The organism is Corynebacterium sp. H127 (assembly GCF_037482665.1).
Classification (GTDB): Bacteria; Actinomycetota; Actinomycetes; order Mycobacteriales; family Mycobacteriaceae; genus Corynebacterium.
Genome location: NZ_JBBHKY010000010.1, coordinates 37,116 through 60,076, shown reverse-complemented (window position 1 = coordinate 60,076; position 22,961 = coordinate 37,116). Strand labels below are relative to the sequence as shown.

The 22,961-nt window shown below is 58.7% G+C and carries 20 protein-coding genes; 19 read left to right on the top strand and 1 reads right to left on the bottom strand.

Features of this window, described 5'->3' with window-relative positions; all coding sequences use genetic code 11:
- Positions 1–191 precede the first annotated feature (191 nt).
- Positions 192–761, bottom strand: coding sequence for a GNAT family N-acetyltransferase (locus WG936_RS10440; RefSeq protein ID WP_339565182.1), 570 nt, complete (start codon positions 759–761; stop codon positions 192–194).
- A 201-nt stretch (positions 762–962) separates the two neighbouring features.
- Here WG936_RS10440 and WG936_RS10435 point away from each other — a divergent pair, with 201 nt between their 5' ends.
- From WG936_RS10435 to WG936_RS10345, 19 genes are all read left to right on the top strand, one after another.
- Positions 963–1,391 carry an SAV_6107 family HEPN domain-containing protein gene (locus WG936_RS10435; RefSeq protein ID WP_339565181.1) on the top strand — a complete coding sequence of 143 codons (429 nt, stop codon included), beginning with the start codon at positions 963–965 and terminating at the stop codon, positions 1,389–1,391.
- Between the two features lie 111 nt (positions 1,392–1,502).
- Entirely contained in the window at positions 1,503–1,892 is a 390-nt protein-coding gene (locus WG936_RS10430; protein ID WP_339572880.1) for a DUF3040 domain-containing protein, read from the top strand.
- Between the two features lie 521 nt (positions 1,893–2,413).
- A complete protein-coding gene (gene mraZ / locus WG936_RS10425) occupies positions 2,414–2,845 on the top strand; it encodes a division/cell wall cluster transcriptional repressor MraZ (RefSeq protein WP_339565179.1) in 432 nt (143 codons plus the stop codon).
- 172 nt (positions 2,846–3,017) lie between these two features.
- Entirely contained in the window at positions 3,018–4,031 is a 1,014-nt protein-coding gene (gene rsmH / locus WG936_RS10420; RefSeq protein WP_339572879.1) for a 16S rRNA (cytosine(1402)-N(4))-methyltransferase RsmH, read from the top strand.
- Complete coding sequence (locus WG936_RS10415) at positions 4,031–4,735, top strand: hypothetical protein (protein ID WP_339572878.1); 705 nt, start codon at positions 4,031–4,033, stop codon at positions 4,733–4,735. Before rsmH ends, WG936_RS10415 begins: the two co-directional genes overlap by 1 nt.
- A gap of 179 nt (positions 4,736–4,914) precedes the next feature.
- On the top strand, positions 4,915–6,819 hold the full coding sequence (locus WG936_RS10410) for a peptidoglycan D,D-transpeptidase FtsI family protein (protein ID WP_339572892.1): 1,905 nt from the start codon (positions 4,915–4,917) through the stop codon (positions 6,817–6,819).
- 41 nt (positions 6,820–6,860) lie between these two features.
- Positions 6,861–8,381 carry a UDP-N-acetylmuramoyl-L-alanyl-D-glutamate--2,6-diaminopimelate ligase gene (locus WG936_RS10405; protein ID WP_445227958.1) on the top strand — a complete coding sequence of 507 codons (1,521 nt, stop codon included), beginning with the start codon at positions 6,861–6,863 and terminating at the stop codon, positions 8,379–8,381.
- Positions 8,382–8,384: 3 nt separating this feature from the next.
- Complete coding sequence (locus WG936_RS10400) at positions 8,385–9,896, top strand: UDP-N-acetylmuramoyl-tripeptide--D-alanyl-D-alanine ligase (RefSeq protein WP_339565175.1); 1,512 nt, start codon at positions 8,385–8,387, stop codon at positions 9,894–9,896.
- A 34-nt stretch (positions 9,897–9,930) separates the two neighbouring features.
- A complete protein-coding gene (mraY, locus tag WG936_RS10395; RefSeq protein ID WP_339565174.1) occupies positions 9,931–11,031 on the top strand; it encodes a phospho-N-acetylmuramoyl-pentapeptide-transferase in 1,101 nt (366 codons plus the stop codon).
- Between the two features lie 3 nt (positions 11,032–11,034).
- Positions 11,035–12,462 (top strand): UDP-N-acetylmuramoyl-L-alanine--D-glutamate ligase, encoded by a 1,428-nt coding sequence (murD, locus tag WG936_RS10390; RefSeq protein ID WP_339572877.1) that lies wholly within the window; start codon positions 11,035–11,037, stop codon positions 12,460–12,462.
- 4 nt (positions 12,463–12,466) lie between these two features.
- Positions 12,467–14,002 (top strand): FtsW/RodA/SpoVE family cell cycle protein, encoded by a 1,536-nt coding sequence (locus tag WG936_RS10385; protein ID WP_339572876.1) that lies wholly within the window; start codon positions 12,467–12,469, stop codon positions 14,000–14,002.
- The gene (gene murG / locus WG936_RS10380; RefSeq protein WP_445227959.1) at positions 13,999–15,087 is read left to right on the top strand and encodes an undecaprenyldiphospho-muramoylpentapeptide beta-N-acetylglucosaminyltransferase; all 1,089 of its coding nucleotides are present in this window, start codon (positions 13,999–14,001) and stop codon (positions 15,085–15,087) included. The genes WG936_RS10385 and murG overlap by 4 nt, the downstream gene beginning before the upstream one ends.
- 92 nt (positions 15,088–15,179) lie before the next feature.
- Entirely contained in the window at positions 15,180–16,556 is a 1,377-nt protein-coding gene (gene murC, locus WG936_RS10375; RefSeq protein ID WP_445227821.1) for a UDP-N-acetylmuramate--L-alanine ligase, read from the top strand.
- On the top strand, positions 16,557–17,225 hold the full coding sequence (locus tag WG936_RS10370) for a cell division protein FtsQ/DivIB (RefSeq protein WP_339572874.1): 669 nt from the start codon (positions 16,557–16,559) through the stop codon (positions 17,223–17,225).
- Between the two features lie 205 nt (positions 17,226–17,430).
- Positions 17,431–18,720 carry a cell division protein FtsZ gene (gene ftsZ, locus WG936_RS10365; protein ID WP_339565169.1) on the top strand — a complete coding sequence of 430 codons (1,290 nt, stop codon included), beginning with the start codon at positions 17,431–17,433 and terminating at the stop codon, positions 18,718–18,720.
- 13 nt (positions 18,721–18,733) lie between these two features.
- Positions 18,734–19,462, top strand: coding sequence for a peptidoglycan editing factor PgeF (gene pgeF, locus WG936_RS10360; protein ID WP_339572873.1), 729 nt, complete (start codon positions 18,734–18,736; stop codon positions 19,460–19,462).
- Positions 19,459–20,163: a YggS family pyridoxal phosphate-dependent enzyme gene (locus WG936_RS10355; protein ID WP_339572872.1), complete on the top strand. Its 705-nt coding sequence runs from the start codon at positions 19,459–19,461 to the stop codon at positions 20,161–20,163. The genes pgeF and WG936_RS10355 overlap by 4 nt, the downstream gene beginning before the upstream one ends.
- Positions 20,164–20,213: 50 nt before the next feature.
- Positions 20,214–20,630 carry a cell division protein SepF gene (locus WG936_RS10350; RefSeq protein ID WP_339565166.1) on the top strand — a complete coding sequence of 139 codons (417 nt, stop codon included), beginning with the start codon at positions 20,214–20,216 and terminating at the stop codon, positions 20,628–20,630.
- Positions 20,631–20,773: 143 nt separating this feature from the next.
- Positions 20,774–22,951 (top strand): alpha/beta fold hydrolase, encoded by a 2,178-nt coding sequence (locus tag WG936_RS10345; RefSeq protein WP_339572871.1) that lies wholly within the window; start codon positions 20,774–20,776, stop codon positions 22,949–22,951.
- Positions 22,952–22,961: the final 10 nt, after the last annotated feature.

The window sequence follows — 22,961 nt, the reverse complement described above, 5'->3', positions numbered from 1 at the left end:
GGGTTGGTTCTCGCGGAGTGGTAGTGGTGCCGCGAGTATCTCAAATCCGCGGGCTTCGGGTTCTGGTGGTTTTTCCGAATTCCGGCTTTCATGATCCGACTTTTGCTTGTCGGCGTTGGGAAATCTGCAGGTCGCCGATGGGTGGTTTAGTTCCGGGTCGAAACATGGAAGTCGGATTTCGGCGGCTGGTGCTATGTGGGTTGGTTTTCGCGGAGTGGTAGTGGTGCCGCGAGTATCGCAAACTCGCGGGCATCGCCGCTGAAGATGAAGTTTCGCAGGATGTCCTCAAAGCCAAATTTTCGGTAGAGACCGAAGGCGCCGTTGCGTTCCTCGGCCACTTCCGGCGTTGACAGCATCACACACGGATGCCGGTTTTCTGCGAGCAGCTCTCGCAGTAGACCGGTACCGATTCCTCTTCCTTGTTCGCCGGGGCGGACGTGGATCTCGGAGAGTTCGAAGTAGTTGATGAGTTTCCGGCGATGGAGGTCATGTTTGCCGGTGGTGATGAGGCCGTTTTGTACCTGTAGGTGCCACCAGTTCATGGGATTACCGGAATGCCCATGGGCGATACCGAGTAACTGTTCTTCGTCGTATGCGACCACGGCTACGAAACCGGCATTGGAGGCGTGTTGCCGCCATGACTGAATCCACGTAGCTCGCAAGTTGTCGTCGTAGTTCATGGCGTCCATGTACAGGTCGACGAGTTGCGGAACATGGTGGGCAAACTCGATGCGGTCGAGTCGGCGGATTTTTACAGGCACATGACTATCGAAGCATGATTGTTGGCTCAGAGTTGGAAAACCGTTGTTTTTGTTGATGGCTCGGGCGTAGAATATGGGGTGTAAGCAGGTGTTTTATCTGCCGATTAGAAAGTATGTTCTAAATTGGAGATGGTGGTGTCCGGCTTGACTTTTAAGGTGTGGGTAATAGCAGCGTAGAACAAGTATTAGGACGTGGTTCGCATGGCAACGGTGGTATCGGCGACAACGAGGTCAATCTCTAAGTATTACGGTAAGCAGGCTGGATTTATTAGCCGTGCTTCGGTGTTAATTAGAGATGCTCTTGAGGCATATCAAGCCGGAGACTATGCGAGCGCTCTGGAATTTGCGTACCAGGCTGCGTTGCGCACTGCTGGGGCGTGTGTCGCTGGATCTGCTGTTGCTAATCGACGCCGTCGACCTTCTAGCGCCTGGGCGCAGCTAGAGCTGGTTGATTCGCGGGGTGGAGAATGGGCGGCGATTTTTAAGCCTTATTCCCGGATGCGGTCGCGGGCAATTAATGGGCTTGAGACAGAGGTGGAGCCTCAAATGGTGGCGGGGCTTCTTGAACTAGTTGAGCAGTTTCTGGATGAAGTTGAGGGAGGCGTGTTTGCTGGGGCAATCGCGGCTTAAGGAACTGTGCAGTTTTTTCTAGCGCAGGGAACTTTCCCGATAGGGTGGACGTTAAGGGGAGTATAAGGGCGTAGGTGTGGAATCGTTGCCCGTGGTCGATTGGAGGAAACAGTGTCGCTATCTGAACAAGAGTTGCGTGCACTTCGGGAAATCGAACAGTCTCTCTTGGCTGAAGATCCCAAATTTGGTGCCACGGTATCTAGTGTTGCTGGGGAATCGCGTTTCGAGTTCTCCCTGAAGGGCGTAGCCATTTTCGTGCTCGGTCTCGTGTTTCTCATCGGCGGAATCGCCCTGAGTCAAGAAACCTTGTGGTTCGTAGGGCTTAGTACGGTCGGCTTCTTAACTATGCTTGGCTCTGGAATTTGGATGCTGCGAAGTAATGATAGGGTCGTGCCTCTATCGCGCCCCCAGAGTGTCCGCCAACGTAAACCGAGTAACGGCTCTGGGTTTACCGGCCGCATGGACGAGCGTTTCCGTAGTCGCTTTGAAGAAGGTCAGTAAGAGCTAGAACGAAAACTCCCTGAGGATCAATGTGTTGGATGATCCCAGGGAGTTTTTCTATGCCCAAACGGGGCGTCTATAGCCATCTTGACTCCTTCTTTCCGCCTTGGAAGTGGCCGGCTTTCTCAAAATAGGGAAACTTCCCCCACTTTGCCCCACTCTGCATTCCTGTTGGTGGGAAAATGCTAATGATGTGGGGAAATGTCATGGGATCGCCGCGTAGCCCGCAGCGCCATTTTGTTGCCAATGTTACTGATGTGGCCAATGTGATTTTTGCATCAAAAAGTTACCAAATTTCTTCAAGTGCATTAAAGTGCTTTCACCTGCATTTATATTTGTGAAGGCATTGGTGGTGGGGTGTTAGGGGTTGTGAGTGGGGGAAAGTGGGGTATTGTGGGTTTCGGTGGTTGGGGTAGGTGACTCTTGAATCGGTACCCAACGAGGATGGAATCAACTCGCCAGCAGCCAAAGAAGTTCAACTCCCGAACTTGTTCAAAGCTTGAAGGAAGGTGGGTCCGGGAATGTTCCTAGGTACCTACACCCCAAAGCTCGATGACAAGGGGCGACTGACACTGCCCGCAAAGTTCCGCGAGGAGCTCGCAGGTGGATTGATGGTCACCAAAGGGCAAGATCACAGCCTTGCGATCTACCCGAAGGCGGAATTCGAGGAACGTGCCCGCAAAGCGGCCATGGTCTCTCGTACGAACCCAGAAGCACGCGCATTCATTCGAAACCTCGCTGCGAGTGCTGACGAGCAACGGCCGGACTCCCAGGGGCGAATCACCTTGGCGGCCACGCATCGGCAGTACGCAGGGTTGACCAAAGAATGTGTCGTGATCGGTTCGGTGGACTTCTTGGAAATCTGGGATGCCGAAAGCTGGTCCAACTACCAGGCAGAAACTGAAGACTCCTTCTCCTCCGCGGAGGGCGAGATCTTGGGTGGCTTGCTATAGGGCAGAAAGCTCGCGCCATGCGGTGCGTGTATGGACTCTGCTTGGAGGTCGAAGCTCTGGTGTACTTCCCCGACATCAGATCGATCCCTCCGAGTAGGGCCCTATACGTATCGGGGCTGTGAACAACGAAGCGTAACCCAAGCAACTACGGCAAAAGGGAGGTGGCCACAGGATGGAAAATTTCGATATTGAGGCTCATCACGGCCACGTCCCAGTGATGCGCGATCGCATGGCAGATTTGTTGCGGCCGGGCGTCGAGAAGCTTGGTGCGAACGCGGTGATTGTTGATGGCACGCTTGGTGCCGGCGGGCATACGGAGCATTTCCTGCGTACATTCCCGCAGGCCAAGGTGATCGGCATTGATCGTGACCCCCTCGCGCTGGACGGTGCGCGTGAACGGTTAGCACCCTTCGAGGGCCGCTTCGTGGGAGTGCAGACGCGTTTCGACGGCCTCGAGGACGCCATCTCGAACGAAGCCGGAGCAATTTTCGATACCGCTCGCACACACGGCATCGCCGGGGCCTTGTTTGATCTCGGGGTGTCTTCCATGCAGCTCGATCAACCGGAGCGTGGCTTTGCCTACAAAGTGGACGCGCCGCTGGATATGCGAATGGACCCGACCAAGGGCATCACGGCTGCCGACGTCCTGAACACCTACTCCCATGGCGAGCTGGCGCATGTGCTTAAGGCATATGGCGACGAGCGCTTCGCAGGAAAAATTGCTTCCGCGGTGCTCCGGGAACGCGAGAAGGAGCCGTTTAGTACGTCGGCCCGACTTGTGGAGTTGCTCTATGCGACGATTCCTGCGGCAACCCGGCGCACAGGTGGACATCCCGCCAAGCGCACCTTCCAGGCGCTGCGGGTAGAGGTCAACGCTGAGCTGGATGCTCTGGCGAATGTCATCCCCATGATCTGCGAACGCCTGGCATTGGGTGGGCGAGTGGTGTTCATGAGCTACCAGTCGTTGGAAGACAAAATCGTGAAGAAGCAGCTGGCTGAGCTGAGTAAGTCGAAAACCCCGCCGGGGTTGCCGATGGATTTGCCGGGCACTGCGCCCCAGTTCGCACTCGTTACGCGAGGTGCGGAGACGGCTACCGAAGCAGAAATCAACGAAAACCCACGTTCCGCACCGGTCCGCGTGCGGGCGGTCGAACGCATTGCGCACACTGACGGAGGAGAATTCTAATGAGTGTCATCACCCCGCCACGTACCCCGAAGCGCGGACAGCAGCACCGCAATCCGCAGGCCCCAGTGCGTAGTCAGCGCGCGGCAACTGCGCTCCTTGATCGCCCACAAACTCCGTCCCGGTTGCAGCCAACCCCAACGCGTCGTTTCCAGCGTCGACTTGGTTCACAGCAGGTGGTATCGGTTCGCGGGCGCCGTGTTGTGGTCGAAAAGGCCAATCCGCATCGCACGAACCTTGCCATCGGAATCGTAGTACTGATCATGTTTGCGATTGCAGCGGCGATGCTGCTCTCGGGCAAGTCCACCGAGCAGGCCTTTCACCTCCAGGAACTCAACGCGCAGGAACAGCAGTTGGACAACCAGCTGGAAACCCTCAACCGCGATGTGGAGGCCACTCGTGCTGCCGCAGAAGTTGCACGTGTAGCAGCTGACCACGAGATGGTCGTGGCCGAGCAACCGGGAATCCTTGCCGTGGAAAAAGATGGCGCAATTACGGAGCAGCGTCCCAGTGATCCAGCAGCTGTTCGTCCTATTATTGATGTCAACGGTGCGCAGAGTCGCCCACAGCAGGCGTCCAGCAATCCGAATGAAATCAAGGCCGTAACGGAGAACATTCAACCGATTCCGCAAAACGGTGCCACGGTGCCAGGTGTAGCACCATATGCACCACGTGCTCGCGGCGCTGGAACCAGCGGGATGGAGTAAGGAGCTAGATGACCCCGCCCCGCAAAGGCCGGTCACATTCGCGTCCCTCCTCCCCATCGGGGAGGGGATATTCGTCTCGCGACTTGTCTTCAGACCGATTTGACGCTGATGCCCGCCGCGACAGCGCAGCTCCAACATGGGATGACGATTATGGGCGTCGAGAAGCGCCGGGCCCTTCCATGCGGCTGGGCGCCGCCGATGGCACCAACAAGCGTGACCCTAACCGCAGGCTCAAGTTTGCCCGCGGCGTTGCCGTCGTCGTAGCAGGCCTGCTCGTGGCGCGCCTCGGCTGGGTACAGATCGTGTGGGGCCCAGAGTTTCAGGCCAAAGCGGAGGAACAGCGCACCCGCGTGTACGTTGACCCTGCTCGTCGCGGCGCAATCACCGATCATGAGGGCAATCTGCTGGCGTACACCATGCAGGCACGGTCCCTGACGGTCTCACCAGATCGACTCCGCGATGAGATCAAAGAACGCGCTCGACAGCGGCTTGCTACCGAAGGGCAATTGTCCGCGATTCCCGAGGAGCAACTCGACGGCGTACTGGAACAAAAGCTCGATGAGGAAATTGAGCGGATGGCTACCGAGATCCCGAAGATCATTTCGGAATCCGGAGGCTCCACAAACAAAGTTAACGGCGATGACATTAAGCGGAAGATCCGCGCGGACAGCCACTACGAGGTTTTGGTTCGCAACGTGGATCCCGATGTTGCCGCAGACATCGCCCAGAAGTTCAAAGGCGTGGCTGCGGACCACCAAGACATCCGGCAGTACCCGAATGGGGCAGTCGGAGAAAACGTGGTCGGCAAGATCTCCATGGACGGCGAAGGCCAGTTCGGGCTCGAAGCAAGCTCAGATGCGATGCTTGCTGGGCTCGATGGACGGTTGACGCAGGATGTGTCCGCGGATGGCCAATCCATCCCAGGTACCTCCCGCGATCACATTCCGGCTACGGACGGCGCGGAAGTCGAGCTTACCCTCGACCTGGACTTGCAGACTTATGTGCAGCAGCAGGTGGAACAAGCCAAGGTGAATTCCAAGGCTAAGGAAGCTTCAGCCGTGGTGCTGGATGTGAAAACCGGCCAAGTTCTGGCGATGGCTAACTCGGACACCATAGACCCGAACGGGGACATCGAAAAGCAGGTTGAAAAGGGCCGGAGTTTTGACAACCCGGCTGTCACGCACCCATTCGAGCCGGGCTCCGTGGCTAAGATCATCACGGCTGCCGCAGCGATTGAGGGCGGCGTGACCACACCGGACGAGGTACTCACCGTTCCCGGCTCCATCCACATGTCTGGTGTGACGGTCCGCGATGCCTGGGAGCACGGCGACGCACAGTACACCACCACAGGAATCTTTGGTAAGTCCTCCAACGTTGGCACCCTGATGCTGGCCGAACGGGTTGGTGAGGATCGCTATGCGGAGTATCTGGAGAAGTTTGGGCTCGGACGTGTCACTGGCGTCGAGCTGCCTAGCGAATCTGAGGGACTAGTTCCGGACCGCTCCCAATGGTCCGGCGGTACTTTCGCTAACTTGCCGATCGGCCAGGGCATGTCCATGACCCTGTTGCAAATGACTAGCATCTACCAAACGATGGCTAACGGTGGCGAGCGTATCGAGCCACGCATCGTTAAGAAGATCACCAATCCAGATGGCACGGTGCAGCAACAGCCAGAGCCGGCGCGCACTCGCGTAGTCAGTGAAAACACCGCCAAGGTGGTCACAGACATGTTCCGTTCTGTCACCCAGAAGGATCCCACCGGAGTGCAAATGGGCACCGGCCCAGGTGCAGCTATCGACGGCTACCAGGTCTCCGGCAAAACTGGTACCGCCCAGAAGGTAGATCCCGTCACCCAGTCCTATTCCAATAGCAAGTATTGGATCACTTTCGCTGGCATTGCCCCGGCTGATGACCCGCGCTTCGTGGTTGGCATCATGCTGGATGAGCCGGAACGTGGCGTGCATAGCGACGGCGGACAAAGCGCAGCTCCGTTGTTCCACGACATCGGATCCTGGCTACTCAACCGCGACAACGTGCCGCTTTCCCGGCCAGCCGAGGGCCAGCTCATTCTGCAGGCGCACTGACAGACTCAATAATTAGATACAGAACAAAAACAATAAGGAGAATGAGGAACGTGACTGTCACAATTAATGAAGTGCTCGCACTGAGCGGCGGGCGCCTCAACGGCGGCGACGTGGCTGATCTCGTCTTCGACCACATCACGCTGAACTCCAGTGAGCTTAAAGCCGGCTCCCTGTTCGCAGCGCTGCCGGGACTGCACGCCCATGGAGCTAAGTATGCTGCCGGCACTCCGGCTGCTGCGATCCTCACCGACGAAGACGGTCTAAAAATTCTGCAAGATAGTGGAGAGACCCGGCCCGTCATTAGCGTGGCAGATGTGCGGTCGATACTCGGTCCGGTGAGCGCGGCGGTCTACGGGCACCCCTCGGAGGACATGACTGTTCTCGGCGTGACGGGAACTTCCGGAAAGACCACCACTACTTATCTCTTGGAAGCCGGGCTGATGGCGCTGGGACATAAGGTCGGCATTATCGGTACTACGGGAACCCGAATTAACGGTGTCGCAGTGCCCTCGAAGCTGACTACTCCCGAGGCTCCCAAGCTGCAGGAACTCTTCGCCATGATGCTTTCCGAAGGGTGCACGCATGTGGTGATGGAAGTGTCCAGCCATGCGATCTCCCTGGGCCGAATCACCGGCACTAAGTTCGCCGTAGGTGGTTTTACAAATCTTTCTCAAGACCACCTAGACTTCCACAACACAATGGAAGAATATTTCGAGGCGAAAGCTGGCTTTTTCCGCGCTGGTTCTCCTGCGCGCGCTGAGCGAGCGGTCATCATGGTCGATGATGAGTGGGGTGCCCGGATGGTCGAGGTCGCCGGTGAAGCCGTCACCGTGAGCTCCCAGGGGGGAGCGGCAGATGTGTGTGCTGGCGACGTAGTTACTAGCCCAGCTGGAATCCAGGAATTCACCGTCTCCTGCGCAGGTCGCGATCATCAGGTACAGCTTGCGCTGCCGGGGCAGTTCAACGTGGCCAATGCAACGCTCGCGATTGCTATTGCCCATCAGGTCGAGTCTGACATTGCAGCTTTCATCGCTGGTATTGCCGAGGTCGGTGTGCCGGGTCGCATGGAGCGGATAGATGAGGGCCAGAACTTCCTCGCAGTCGTGGACTACGCCCATAAGCCAGCTGCTGTCAGTGCTGTGCTCGAGAGCGTTAAGACGCAAGTGCAGGGACGAGTTGCAGTGGTACTCGGTGCCGGCGGCGACAGAGACGCCACCAAGCGGCCCATTATGGGTTCTGCTGCGGTAGGCATTGCAGACTATGTGGTGGTCACGGATGACAATCCACGCTCGGAAGATCCCGCCACTATTCGCGCCGCTGTCCTGGAGGGCGCACATAACGCACTGGCCACGGCAGCACATAACCCGAGCGTCATCGAAATCGGCGATCGGGGAGAGGCTATTATTGCCGCTGTCGAGTGGGCACAAGAAGGCGATGCGATTATCGTTGCCGGTAAAGGGCATGAAAATGGTCAGTTGGTGGGAGAGGTTAACCATCCATTCGATGACCGAGAGCATGTGCGTGAGGCGCTTCGAGCTCGCGCGGAACGAAACGGGAGCTAAGAAATGATCAACCTCACCCTCGCACAGATCGCTGATGCGGTCGGAGGGACCCTCAGCGGCGGCGCCGACCAAGCTACCCAAGTGACTTCAAGCGTGGAATTCGATTCGCGCAAACTGCAGCCCGGCTCCTTGTTCGTAGCGCTGCCAGGCCAGCGGGTAGATGGTCATGACTTTGCTGAACAGGCAATCCAGGCAGGCGCAGTAGCCGTATTAGCCGCCCGGGATGTTGGAGTGCCGGCAATCGTCGTTCCTAGCACTGAGGTTCCCACCTCGAATGCGGATGCCTTTGCCATGGCTGGGGAAAAAGCCGAAGCTATGGCAGCCGTACTGGCCGCTCTCGGCCGGCTGGCCCGGTTCGTGATCGAGCGCTGCGCAGCGGACAGTGGCTTGACGGTTGTCGGTGTGACAGGATCTGCTGGCAAGACGTCTACGAAAGACCTGATGGCTACTGTGCTCGGCAACGCTGGCGCAACGGTGGCGCCCCCTGGATCTTTCAATAATGAAATCGGGCACCCCTACACTGCACTGCGCTGCGATGAAGAAACGCGATTCTTGGTAGCGGAAATGTCTGCCCGCGGTATCGGCCACATTGCTCGCTTGGCGGAGATCGCTCCGCCTCGCATCGGCGTGGTTTTGAATGTAGGAACCGCCCACTTGGGTGAGTTCGGCAGTCGGGAAAACATCGCCCAGGCTAAGGGAGAGCTCATCGAGTCTTTGCCGGCTGATGGCCTGGCTGTGTTGAATGCGGACGATAGCTTTGTCAAAGCGATGGCACGGCGGACGTCGGCACGCGTGGTGTACACCTCGGTCCGCGAGCCTGCGGACTATTACGCTACCGACATCCGCCTGGATGAAGTCGCACGAGCGAGCTTCAACCTCCACGTCGCAGGAACAACGCAAGCGTATCCGGTAAGCCTGCAAGTCTTTGGTGAGCACCAGGTGTCTAACGCACTAGCGGCTGCGGCCGTTGGTATCGCAGCCGGGCTGAGCGCTCAGCAGGTGGCCGCGGCGCTGTCATCGCACCACACTGCTTCTGCGAACCGCATGGATGTACAGACCCGCGCGGATGGCGTGACCATCATCAACGATTCCTACAACGCCAACCCAGACTCGATGCGGGCTGGGATCGCGGCGCTTTCCTACACCGCGCATGGGCGTAACGACGTCCACAGCTGGGCAATCTTAGGGCAAATGGGTGAGCTCGGGGACAACGCCATCACCGAACACGAAGCGTTGGCTGAGGTCTTGGTGAAGATGCAGGTAGACCGGCTTGTTGTTGTTGGCGGTGACGTCAACAGCCATGCCTTAGCCACTTCGGCAGAGCAACGGGGTATAACTACCATGACCGTCGATTCTGCCGACGCCGCAATCAACGTTGTGGACCGCGAGCTGAGACCAGGGGATGTTGTCCTGGTTAAGGCCTCAAATTCCGCCAGATTGTGGCGCGTTGCAGAGGGATTGTTGGGACAAAGTGCAGCCGATCAGCTTGCTAAGAATAGCGGCGCAGCGAACTAGTCGCTCGCGCAAAGATGAGGATAAGTAGACTATTGTGACTCAGATCATTATTAGCGGAGCAGTGAGCTTTCTCGTTGCCATTTTCATGACTCCGTTGTTGATCCGCTATTTCAGCGCCGAGGGCTTGGGGCAAGAAATCCGGGAAGACGGGCCACGTTCGCATATGCGCAAGCGCGGCACCCCAACCATGGGTGGCATCGCCATCCTGAGCGGCATCGTCTTGGCATATCTGGCTGCGAACTTTTATGCGTTAGCTACCGGCATGCAAGCATTCACCGCCACCGGTTTGTTGGTGCTCTCCCTGATGCTGGCATTGGGAGGATTGGGTTTTGCTGATGACTACATCAAACTCGCGATGGGGCGAAACCTGGGCCTGAACAAGAAAGCGAAGCTCATCGGCCAGTTGGCCGTATCCCTGCTTTTTGGCTATGCCATCTTGCAATTCCCAGACGACCATGGGCTTACCCCGGGGTCCAGCCACCTGTCTTTCCTGCGTGATATTGACACCTTCGATATCGCTTTGGGTGGCGGAATCTTGGGCACCATCGTGTTCCTGCTTTTCATCTATGTGCTGATTTCCGCTTGGTCCAACGCAGTGAACCTCACTGATGGCCTTGATGGTTTGGCCGCTGGAACCACCGCGATGGTGATGGGGTCTTACACCATCATCACGTTCTGGCAGTTCCGGAACTCTTGTGATGTCACCGTGGAGCCAGGGTGCTTCGCAGTGCGGGATCCGCTCGACTTGGCCGTACTGTCCGCTGCTGGACTTGGCGCGTGTGCCGGTTTCCTGTGGTGGAATGCCGCACCAGCCAAGATCTTCATGGGTGATACCGGTTCCTTGGCACTGGGCGGTCTGGTAGCAGGCCTGTCTGTGGCCTCCCGCACGGAGTTGCTCATGGTGATCATCGGTGCACTCTTCGTCATTGAGGCAGCCTCGGTGGTTATCCAGGTAGCGGTGTTCCGTACGCGCGGTACGCGCTTCTTCCGAATGGCGCCGTTCCACCATCACTTTGAAAACGGCGGCTGGGCCGAAACGACCGTCGTTATCCGTTTCTGGTTGCTGACCGCGATGGCTTGCATGGCAGGCCTGGCGATCTTCTACAGCGACTGGCTGTCTGCGGCAGGAGTCTAACCCATGACCACTTTCCAGCTTCCTCCAGATCTCAGCGGTGAAGTCTTGGTTGCCGGCGCCGGTGTTTCCGGCGTGGGCTGTGCCCGGATGCTGGTTCAGCTGGGTGTGAACGTTAGCGTCGCCGATGACAATGAAACCGCCCGGCTGCGCATTGCAGAGGCGCTGGGGGTGTCCCACCTCAGCGTTGCTGATGTGAGGACGCGGCTGCATGATTTTTCCATGATCGTCACTTCGCCAGGGTGGAACCCGCGGACCCCGCTGCTGGTAGCTGCTGGCGAGGCGAACATCCCGGTGATCGGCGATGTTGAGCTAGCGTGGCGCTTAGATCAAGCAGGGGCATTCGGGGAGCCACATACCTGGGTTGCTATTACCGGGACCAACGGGAAAACCACTACGACTGCGATGACCACTGCGATGCTGCAGGCAGGTGGTATCAAAGCTGCGTCCGTCGGCAATATTGGCGTCGCCATCGGAGATGCTCTACAAGCCACCGATCGTATCGACGTCTTGGTTGCGGAACTTTCCAGTTTTCAACTCCACTGGTCTGACACGCTGCGTCCGGCCGTCGGGTGCCTGTTGAATATTGCCGACGACCATATTGATTGGCATGGATCTTTCCTCGAGTACGCGGCCGCGAAAGCTAAAGTCTTGCTCTCTGAAGTTGCCATTTTTGGCGCGGATGATGCGGCGGTCCTGGAACAGGTCGCGCTTCTGAGGGCTTCGCGGCAGCTTGCCGACGTCCGCACTGTCGGATTCACCTTGGCCGAGCCCGAGACAGAACAGCTCGGTGTTGCAGCAGACAAGCTGGTGGATTGTGCTTTCAGCTCCCGTGAGGTTTTGGCCCCTGCCACAGAGATCTCTCCTGCAGGTCCTGCCGGGCAACTCGACGCCTTGGCAGCAGCCGGTATCGCTCGGGCGCTCGGCGTGTCCGGAGAGGCTATCGCACAGGCACTGGCCGGTTTTGAGGTATCTGGGCATCGTGGTCAAGTGGTCCATGAGATGGCGGGAGTTACCTTCATCGACAACTCGAAGGCGACCAATCCGCACGCCGCGGACACCGCGATGCGTGGGCTGGAGAGCATTGTGTGGGTAGCTGGCGGACAACTCAAAGACGCTGATGTCAGCGAATTGGTGACCAAGCATGCGGCTCGCATCAAGCATGCGGTGCTGCTGGGCGTCGATAGGCGAGTGCTTGCCGACGCCCTCACTGCCGTCCGCCCAGACTTATCGATCACGCTGATCGATACCGCGGAGCCCGCAGCAGCGATGGAGCAAGCAGTAGCAGCCGCGGCCACGGTGATGGCTGCCGGCGATGCTGTGTTACTAGCGCCAGCGGCTGCCTCACTGGACATGTACAGCGGAATGGGGCAACGCGGAGACATGTTCGCCGCCGCAGCCCAAGCCTTGAGCAAGCCAAGCGAGAAGGAGTGAGCCCATGACCGCGACGAACGTGAACCCCCGCCAGGGCCTATGGCAGAAGATCACAGGCATCGTGGCGGACTTGAATGCCCGGCCCTTGGCCAACTACACCATGATCATGATCTCCGTAGCTTTCCTTACGGGGCTGGGAGTGATCATGGTGTTCAGCTCTTCTATGACCTGGTCGGTTGTCGATGGTAGCTCGGTGTGGGATACCGCGATCCGCCAGGTTCTCATGGTCATTATTGGTTTGTTCGTCATGTGGGCGGCTATGCGTATCAAGCCTGCTTCCGTGCGTCGGATAGCGCCGTGGTTGATGCTCATCGCAGTCATTTTGTTGGTCGCAGTGCTCATTCCAGGCATCGGTACCGGTCGCGAGGAAGTGGGATCGCAGTCCTGGATCGTGCTGGGGCCGTTGCGCTTGCAGCCCTCCGAGTTCGCCAAGGTAGCGATCGCGATTTGGGGTGCGGCGTTCCTCGGAGTTCCGGATGAACAAGTCTCTGCGAACCGGCGATTCATGCTGTTTACCGGTGTAGCTGCACTCATGGTGTTGCTCATCGCCGCTGAGGGCGATGCTGGTATGGCGTTGACCTTCTTCATGATGGTGGGCATCGTAGTGTTTTTCGCTGGCATCGACTGGCGTTACCTAGTTGCCGCAGGCGGATTGGCAGCGCTCGGCGCCGTCGCCCTGATGATGGGAGGCGGTTTCCGTTCCCAGCGTTTCACCGTGTACTTCGATGCCTTGTTCGGGCGTTTTGAAGATACCCATTCCAATTCTTTCCAGTCTTACCAAGGCTTTCTCTCCCTAGCGGACGGGTCAGCGTTTGGTGTTGGTCTGGGGCAGTCGCGCGCAAAATGGTTCTACTTGCCGGAAGCGAAGAACGACTTCATTTTCGCGATTATCGGTGAGGAAATCGGGCTGTGGGGCGGCGCGCTGGTCATCCTGGCGTTTCTGCTGCTCGGTTTCTATGGCATCCGTTGCGCGATGAACTCCCACAACAAATTCATGAGCCTGCTGGCAGCCTCGCTGACGGCCAGCGTGGTGGCGCAGGCATTCATTAACATTTCTTATGTAATTGGGCTCGTCCCGGTCACCGGCATTCAGCTGCCGATGCTTTCTGCCGGAGGTACTTCGGCGATCATCACCCTCGGTTCCATGGGGTTGCTAGCGAGCTGTGCACGCCACGAGCCGGAAGCGATTTCGGCGATGCAAAACTATGGTCGGCCGTTGGTGGATCAGCTGTTGCGTCTGAAGGAGCCGAAAATCCGGGATGTGGAAATCGGTGCGGGAGATAGTTCCACTCGGGCTAAGAGCAAAGAAGCTCCGCGCCGGGAACCGGTGACGCGTCGAGTCAGTGATCGTGACCTCGAGCCACGTGGAGTGCGCGGTGGTAGCGTCGACTCCAGAAGCGAACAACGCAGGCAAAGTCGGCGTCAGGAGACCCGCACTCAGCGTGGCGATGGGGTGCGGCAGGCACCGCTCCGACAGGAGGGTTCGCGAGTGGCACAGCCTAAGAATCAGCAGCGCCCTGTTCGGAAGAGGAAAGGATAGCTATGGCCAAGTCAGGATTGTCAGTAGTTGTTGCCGGCGGTGGCACCGCCGGTCATATTGAGCCTGCGCTTGCCGTCGCAGACGCACTCGTCACCGAGCATGATGCCAGGGTGGTCACCCTGGGTACTGCTAAAGGCCTCGAGCGTGAGCTTGTCCCTGCGCGTGGCTTCCAGCTGGAGCTTATTGACCCAGTGCCCGTGCCACGTAAACCTGGTATCGCCCTGGTCAAACTGCCGTTCCGCGTGCTGCGTGCGGTAAAGCAAACCCGGGAGATCCTGCGCCAAGCCGAAGCCGACGTAGTGGTGGGATTCGGCGGCTATGTTTCCGCACCTGCCTACCTGGCGGCCAAGCTAAACAAGATTCCTTTTGTCATCCACGAGGCCAATGCTCGTGCAGGTCTGGCTAACAAGCTCGGTGTCTGGCTGGGAGGTACCGGCCTGAATGCGGTAGCTAACTCTGGCATGAAGGGCAAGGTAGTCGGTGTGCCGATCCAAGCCTCCCTCACAGAGAAAGCCTCCTGGGAAAAGCGCGCAGCCGGATTCGCGAAGTGGGGGCTTGACTCCAGCAAGAAGACTTTGCTTGTCACTGGCGGTTCGCAGGGTGCACGTTCAATCAACCAGGCGCTGCTGACGGCTGCTCCAGAAATCGTTGCGGCCGGATTCCAGATCCTCCATGCTTATGGCAAAAAGAACAGTGCCCCGGAGAGCTTCCCGGGTTACGTCCCGGTGCCATATATCGACACGATGGATTTGGCCTACGCTGTGGCTGACCTCGTGGTCAGTCGTGCTGGTGCGATGACCGTGGCTGAGGTTACCGCGGCGGAAATCCCGGCTTTGTATGTGCCTCTGCCACACGGCAACGGTGAGCAGGCGCTCAACGCGATGCCGGTGGTGGAGGCTGGGGGAGCGCAGCTTATCGACGACGCTGAGCTCACCGGCGAGAAGCTGGCGGAAAGCGTCATCGCGTTGCTTCGCGACGACGATCTTCGCTCTCACATGATCCGCGCTGCGCAATCCACCGGATTTGGGCAGGCAGCAACAGAAGTGGCAGGCATCGTTGCTGATGTTGCTGCTAACAAAAAGTAGTTATCACTCTTAGTTAGATTGGATTCTCAAGCACCGTGAACGCCCCCATTGACCTTTCTCGAGTCCACCTCATCGGCATCGGTGGCGCTGGCATGTCCGGTTTGGCCCGTATCCTATTGGATCGCGGGATGACGGTTACCGGATCCGATGCCAAGGATTCCCGAATCATTTTGGCTCTTACTTCGGCGGGGGCCAAGGTTGCGATTGGCCACGCTGCCGAGAACCTTGAGCTTTCGGGTGAGCTGCCGACGGTGGTGGTGACGTCCTTTGCGGCGATTCCGCAGGATAACCCTGAGTTAGCAGGTGCGCGGGAGGCCGGAATTCCGGTAATTCGGCGTTCTGATCTGCTGGCAGAGCTCATGACTGGGTACAAGCAAGTATTGCTGGCCGGCACGCACGGCAAAACCTCCACTACCTCGATGACCGTCGTCGCAATGCAGGCGGCAGGCCTGGATCCTAGCTTTGCTATCGGTGGCCAGCTCAGCAAGGCGGGCACCAACGCGCATCATGGCACCGGAGATGCCTTTGTGGCAGAAGCCGACGAGTCGGATGCGTCGCTGCTGCGCTATGAGCCCTATGTTGCCGTAGTGACCAACATCGAGCCAGATCACTTGGACTTCTTTAAGACCCACGAGGCCTACTTCCAGGTATTTGATGACTTTGCAGATCGCATTCCCGCTGGCGGAACCTTAGTTGCCTGTCTCAATGATCCCCACGCCGCCGCGCTGGCTGTGCGGACGATGCAGCGGGGCATCGCAGTGCTCGGCTATGGCACGAGCGAGGCTGTCGCGAACTATCCCGAGGTGCCGGTGGGGGTGGAGATCACCAACCTAGCGGCCACTGACTTTGGATCCGCAGTGCGAATGCGTGTGGCGGGCCAGGATCTGGACGTTGATCTGCATATTCCGGGTGCGCATATGGCACTTAATGCGGCGGCCGCTTTGATATCTGGGATCCTGGTCGGGGGCGATGCCGAAAAGCTCGCCGCTGGGCTGACGGAATTTACCGGAGTGCGTCGTCGCTTCGAGCACCGCGGCACCATTACTGCGGGTGAGTTTGCCGGAGTCCGCGTGTTTGATGATTATGCTCATCACCCCACTGAGGTTGCTGCAGTGTTGGAGGCTTCCCAGCAGAAGGTAGCTGCGGAGGGCGCTGGGCGCGTGCTGGTGGCGTTCCAGCCACACCTCTACTCGCGCACCATCGAGTTCGCGGAAGAATTTGCCGCCGCACTTTCCTTGGCGGATGAGGTTGTGGTGCTGGACATTTATGGTGCTCGAGAGCAGCCAGTAGCAGGTGTGAGCGGTCAGCTCATCGCAGAAAAGGTGACCAAGCCGGTGCATTATGTGCCGGAGTTTGATCGGGTTGCCACGGTAGTACGTGAGATTGCGCGCCCGGATGATTTGATCTTGACTATGGGGGCCGGGAGCGTGACTATGGCGGCGCAAGCGATCCTGAATGAGCTGGCCTAGATGAAGAAGTCCCGCAAGTTGGGCCTGGGAATTGGCCTTGGAGTGATCTTGGTGGCGGCGCTTGCCGTCGTCGCAGCGCTGTTTCTGCCTTTGTTTCAAGTGGCAAAGATTGAGGTGAGCGGCAACAGTCACACCGCAGTAGAGGAAATCGACGCCGCGAGCAGCGTTGCCCTTGGCACGCCATTGATTCGGGTAAACACCACTACTGCGGCTCACAATGTGGCGCAGCTGCCCTGGATTGCCAAGGTGTCCGTCGATCGGGCGATGCCGGACACCGTCAAGGTGACAGTGGAGGAGCGTCAGGCGCTGATGTTTGCGCGTCGCAGTGACGGGGAGCATCTTTTCGACGCAACGGGTCGGCCTTTCGTTATTGAGACGCCGCCACTGGGCTGTACGGAAGTAACCGGCACCAAAGAGGATGACCCGGTGTTGTTTGCTGACGTCGCCACGGCGATCACCGCCTTGGACCCGGGGGCGCGCGAGAAACTAGAACGCGTGGACGCTCCGAACCGCTTCGAACTTCGCCTGCATTTTGCAGGTGGCAAGGAAGTCTACTGGGGCTCCACCGAGCAGGCGCATGACAAAGCTAAGGCAACCTCTACGGTGATTCAGCGGGAGGGCGCGCGCTGGAATGTCAGCGCGCCAGGGATGGTCACCGTCCTTCCCTGATCGGGAAGAAAGAGCACGTCAAAACCCTAAACCTCTAGTTGAGGGTACCGACACGCCAAGAGAAATGTCCCCACATTTTTGGCGAGTTTCTTAGAAGATGGAAAGCACAAACGCTTAAGGTCGGCTTAGCCCGGCGCGAAAGCATTTAAACCACACAACTCTGGCGCGAGCATCCGGAAACTTCGAAAGGCGAGACGAGAAGCACATGACCTCTCCGAACAATTACTTGGCCGTTATAAAGGTCGTCGGTGTCGGCGGCGGTGGCGTTAACGCTGTCAATCGCATGATTGAAGAAGGTCTGAAGGGTGTCGAGTTCATCGCCATCAATACTGACTCTCAGGCGCTGATGTTCTCCGACGCAGACGTGAAGCTAGACATTGGGCGCGAAGCCACTCGTGGCCTGGGCGCTGGCGCAAACCCTGAGGTCGGTCGGGCATCTGCCGAGGACCACAAGTCTGAAATTGAAGAGACCCTCAAGGGTGCTGACATGGTGTTCGTCACCGCAGGTGAAGGCGGCGGCACTGGTACTGGCGCTGCCCCGGTAGTGGCGAACATTGCTAAGAAGCAGGGCGCGCTGACTGTTGGTGTGGTTACCCGGCCGTTCAAGTTCGAGGGACAGCGTCGCACCAAGCAGGCTGTCGAGGGCATCGATGCGCTCCGCGAGGTGTGTGACACTCTCATCGTGATCCCGAATGATCGCTTGCTGCAGCTCGGCGATTCCTCGCTGTCCATGATGGATGCGTTCCGCTCTGCCGATGAGGTGCTCTACAACGGCGTTCAGGGTATTACCTCCCTGATCACCACCCCGGGCATGATCAACGTCGACTTTGCGGACGTACGCTCCGTGATGGCTGATGCTGGCTCCGCTCTCATGGGCATCGGCTCTGCACGCGGCGAGAACCGCGCGCTTACCGCTGCCGAGCAGGCAATCAACTCGCCACTGCTCGAATCCACGATGCAAGGTGCCAAGGGTGTGCTGTTGTCCTTCGCTGGTGGCTCCGATTTGGGTCTCCTCGAAGTTAACCAGGCCGCTGAAATGGTCCAGCAGCAGGCCGACCCTGAGGTCAACCTGATCTTCGGCACCATCATCGACGATAACCTCGGCGACGAAGTTCGAGTGACTGTTGTCGCAGCCGGATTTGACGGCACCGCTAACAACACCGCGAACGTCAACGCTGCGGCAGGCGCACAGCAGCCACAGGCAGCCGCTACTCCGGCACCTGCAGCAGGTTCTACCTTGTTCAATGAGGCTCCTGCCGAGCAGCAGTCCGCGGCCGAGTCTTCCCGGGAAGAGTCCGATTACGACCGTCGTGCAGATGCCGCCCGGCATCGTCTCGAAGGGGAGCGCGGTGGCATGTTCACCGATTCCCGCGATCGCGACTACCGCCGGGATGAGCGTCGGGATTCCCGCGACTACCGCAGGGATGACCGCCGGGATGAGCGTCGGGATGACTTCGGCGATGATGACCTAGGAGTCCCAAGCTTCTTGCGCTAGTACCATAGGGCGCATGGCCCTTTCTGAAGATTTCCGCCCCGTCCGCAAGGTTTTCACCAACCGTGCGGGCGGGGTTTCTGCGTCCCCTTATGAGTCCTTTAACCTTGGCGATCATGTTGGTGATAACCCAGCTGATGTCGCCGCCAACCGCGCGCGGCTGGCCCGTGTGTTGGAGCTGCCGCAGGAACGACTGGTGTGGATGGAGCAGATTCACTCCAACAACGTCACGGTAGTAACAGGACCATCCGCGGATCCGGTCGAGGCGAGCGATGCCGTGGTGACGATGCAGCGCGAATTGGCCCTGGTGGTTCTAACTGCTGACTGTGTGCCGCTGTTGCTTTCCGACGACCATGCCGGCGTCATCGCAGCAGTGCATGCGGGTCGCATGGGGGCGCGCAACGGGATCGTGTTGAAAACGCTGGCTGCGATGCATGACCTTGGAGCGCAGCCACAGCGCATCCATGCGTTGATGGGCGCAGCTGCCTCCGGGAAGAACTACGAGGTTCCCAAAGCTATGGCGGATGACGTTGAGACCAAGTTGCCGGGGAGTCGGGTTCGCACGGCTAAGGGAACTTGGGGCATTGATGTGCGTGCCGGCCTGGTGCGCCAATTGCTGTCCCAAGGGGTGACGGCTATCGACGCCGATCCGCGCTGCACCATCGCGGACGAGAGCTTCTTTTCTTATCGAAGGGAAGGCACTACGGGGCGGCAAGCGGGTGTCATCTGGTTGCCTGCGTTATGAGTCGCGCGGCGGAGTTAGCGGCCAATCTGGCTGCAGTGCGGGAAAGAATTGCCATTGCGGAGGCTGCAGTTGGGCGAACCTCCGGGGAAGTGCAACTATTGCCGGTGACTAAGTTTCATCCGGCGAGTGATCTAGCTGAATTGATCCGCCTTGGAGTCAGCGATGTTGCGGAGAACCGGGAGCAAGAAGCCCGGGAAAAGGCAGCTAGTTGTCCTGCGGCTCGGATTCACATGGTGGGCCAAATCCAGACGAAGAAGGCCAATTCTGTTGCCAGGTGGGCTGCGTGTGTGCATTCAGTGGATTCCCTGAAATTGGTACAGGCTTTGGACCGTGCGATGGGGCTTGCAATCGAGCGCGGGGATCGTCAAAGCGAACCGTTGCCCTGTTTTATTCAGCTCAGTTTGGATGGGGATGTTACGCGTGGGGGAATTGAGGTTGAGGGCGTCGAAAAGCTGGCTGCGGCGATGGAAGAATCGTCCCATTTGAGGCTGTCGGGAGTGATGTGTGTGCCACCGAAAGGCTGGGACCCTGCCGAGGCGTTTTTGCAGGCAGCGGCGGTGCGGTCGCGGCTGGAAGGTGCTTTCGGAAGGTCGATGGAATTCTCCGCTGGAATGTCTGGGGATTTGGAAACAGCAATTTCTTGTGGATCGACAATCGTGCGTGTCGGAACGGCGATTTTAGGCACGCGCCAGTTACGGTAAAAACCACAAACGCTGCACATCACGAAACCATCACCGCAAAGGAAAAACACATGTCGAGTGTTCGCAAGTTCAAGGAATTTTTCGGTCTGGCACCTTTCGAGGGCGAGGACGAGGCGTACTACGCCGATGAGCATCAGTTCGCTACCCCTGCCTACAGTGCAGAAGCAACCGCGCGTGCCTACGAGCCAGCTCCGCGCGCCTACGCCGCTAGCATCGTGCGCGTTGTTCTGGAATCCTTCGATGATGCTGCCGAGATCGGCGAACCATTCCGCGACGGCGACGCTGTTGTTTTTGACATGGTGGGAATCCCACAAGCCGATGCGCGGCGCATCGTTGATTTTGCGGCTGGTCTGTGCTTCGCACTGCGTGGCCGGATGGAGCAGCTGGACAAGCGCATCTTCGCTATCGTTCCTGAGAACGCTTCCGTGACCAACTACGAGCTCGATCGGGCAGCGCGTCTGCGCTAGGCGCTTTTCGACGCCTTTGATGACGTCGCTGTGCAGCGACCTATCTTCACCTAACCCCAGTCTGAAAAGGCTGGGGTTTTGCCATTGGTGGTTGTGTTAATCTAATGCGATTGAACAGTGTTTAATTCTGCAAAGGAACCCCTATGCCACAACCTCTCGATGTGTTGATAATCGGCGCCGGCATTTCAGGAATCGCACTCGGTTGTGAGTTAGCGAAGCTTCCCGGTTTGGATTTTAAAATCCTGGACAAGAGAGAACGAGTCGGAGGGACCTGGGATATTTTCACCTACCCAGGCGTACGCAGCGACAGTGAAATGGACTCCTATTGCTTCTCCTTCGAGCCATGGCGGGGGAGCCGGCCCTTGGGTAAGGGGGCGGAGATCCGCAACTACCTCGAGCAGACAGCGCGAAAGCATGGCTTGCTCGAACGAATCGATTTCGGGGTCCGTGCCACCCGCGCGACTTGGTCCTCCGCAAGCAGCACGTGGACGGTCCATAGTGACCGAGGGGCCTACGAGGCCCGCTTTCTGCACGTGGCAGCAGGCTATTTCAACCAGGAACACGGCTATATTCCGGACTTTCCCGGCCGGGAAACATTCCGCGGACGCATCGTTGAGCCACAGCGATGGCCAGCGGATCTGGCCTGGCAAGGCAAAGACATCGTGGTCATCGGTTCTGGAGCTACCGCCGCCACACTAGTACCCGAGTTGGCGCAGGCGGCTAACGTGACCATGCTGCAGCGCACGCCAAGTCACATGGCGCCACTGCCGAACCACCAGCCTTTTGATGCGCTGAACACTAGCGCGCGGGTGCGGCGGGCCCGCGCGATACTGGGCAACCAACTGATCATTCGCGCAGCTCAGCATTTTCCCGCCCTGACAGCTAAGGCTCTGAGCTTGCTCCGCGCCCGACTCCTCCCGGAACCGCTGCGTCACCACTTCGAGCCGGACTATCCGGTGTGGGAGCAGCGAGTGTGCCGCATCCCAGATGGTGACCTCTTCCGTATGTTGGCCGCGGGAAACGCACAGATTCTCACTGACACCGTGGCACAGTTCACCCCGAGTGGAATTCTTACGGGATCCGGGGTGGATGTGCCCGCTGACATCATCGTGCTAGCTACTGGCCTGCAGCTCCAGGCGCTCGGCGGCTTGACATTGGAGGTGGATGGGACGGCGGTGGACGTCGGCACGCGGGCAGCCTACCGTGGCACCCTGCTTGCGGACGTACCTAACCTCACCTTCACCCTGGGATACGTCAATGAATCCTTCACCCTCCGTGCTGAACTCGTGGCGGCCTATGTACGCCGCCTCGTGGCGCATATGCGGGCAGGCCGTCTTCCGGTAGTCCGGGCTAGTGGCCAGCCGCGGGGTAAGCGCAAGCGGATCATTGACCTGAATGCAGGTTATGTCCAGCGCGGCATCGCTGCCTTTCCCTATGTCACCGACCAAGAACCTTGGGCGCTGCACAATGACCATTTCCAGGAAATGCGCGCTTTTGGTAGCGATGAATTCTCTGGTCTGGACTTCGGCTTTCAGCGACTCGGCACCCAGCAGCTGCGGGCCCGGATCTACGGTCCGGCAGACGGGCATCCCATCGTATTAATTCACGGAATCGGACGCAGCCTAGAGGACTTTGATCAGCTGGATGTTCCAGGCGCGCGACTCATTGCGCTCGACCTGCCCGGGTTCGGGGACACTGCGGCACTAGCCAATCCCACGATGTCGGGGGTAACCGCGGCGGTGTGGGATGCCATCGATAGCCTCCAACTGCCAGGGAAAATCACCCTAGTGGGGAACTCTTTAGGCGGCGCGATCGCCATGCGGATGAGTATCCAACGTCCGGATAGTGTGGAAAGGGTAGTGCTGATCGCGCCCAGCGGCTTCAGTGAAGAAATCACCTCCTCCGTGGCACTGGCGGCGGGCAAAGCTGGGCCCGCGCTGCTGGAGATCATGGGTGGGCCGATGCTCCGGAAAGTGGAAGAGACAGTAGTGGCGGATAGCTCGCTAGTAGGCGAGTATCGCCTGCGCATTGGGCGTCATAACGCGCGACGACCTGACCACGTCCGCACCTTCATCGCCCTGTCCCGCGAGCTGGTTGCCGTCCCAGCACAGCAGCGGACGGGCGTGGCAGCATCATTTGCAGCACTCAACCTGCCCGTGGACCTAGTGTGGGGCAGTGCGGATGCTGTGCTTGAAATCGGACAGCTCGCACAAGCCCGGGCACTTTTGCCGCAGGCCAGCGTGCATGAATTCCCAGGAGTGGGGCACATTGTCCAGCTGGAGCGCGCGTCCGAAGTATCTCAGCTCCTGCAAATGCGCTAGTGTCGTGCAC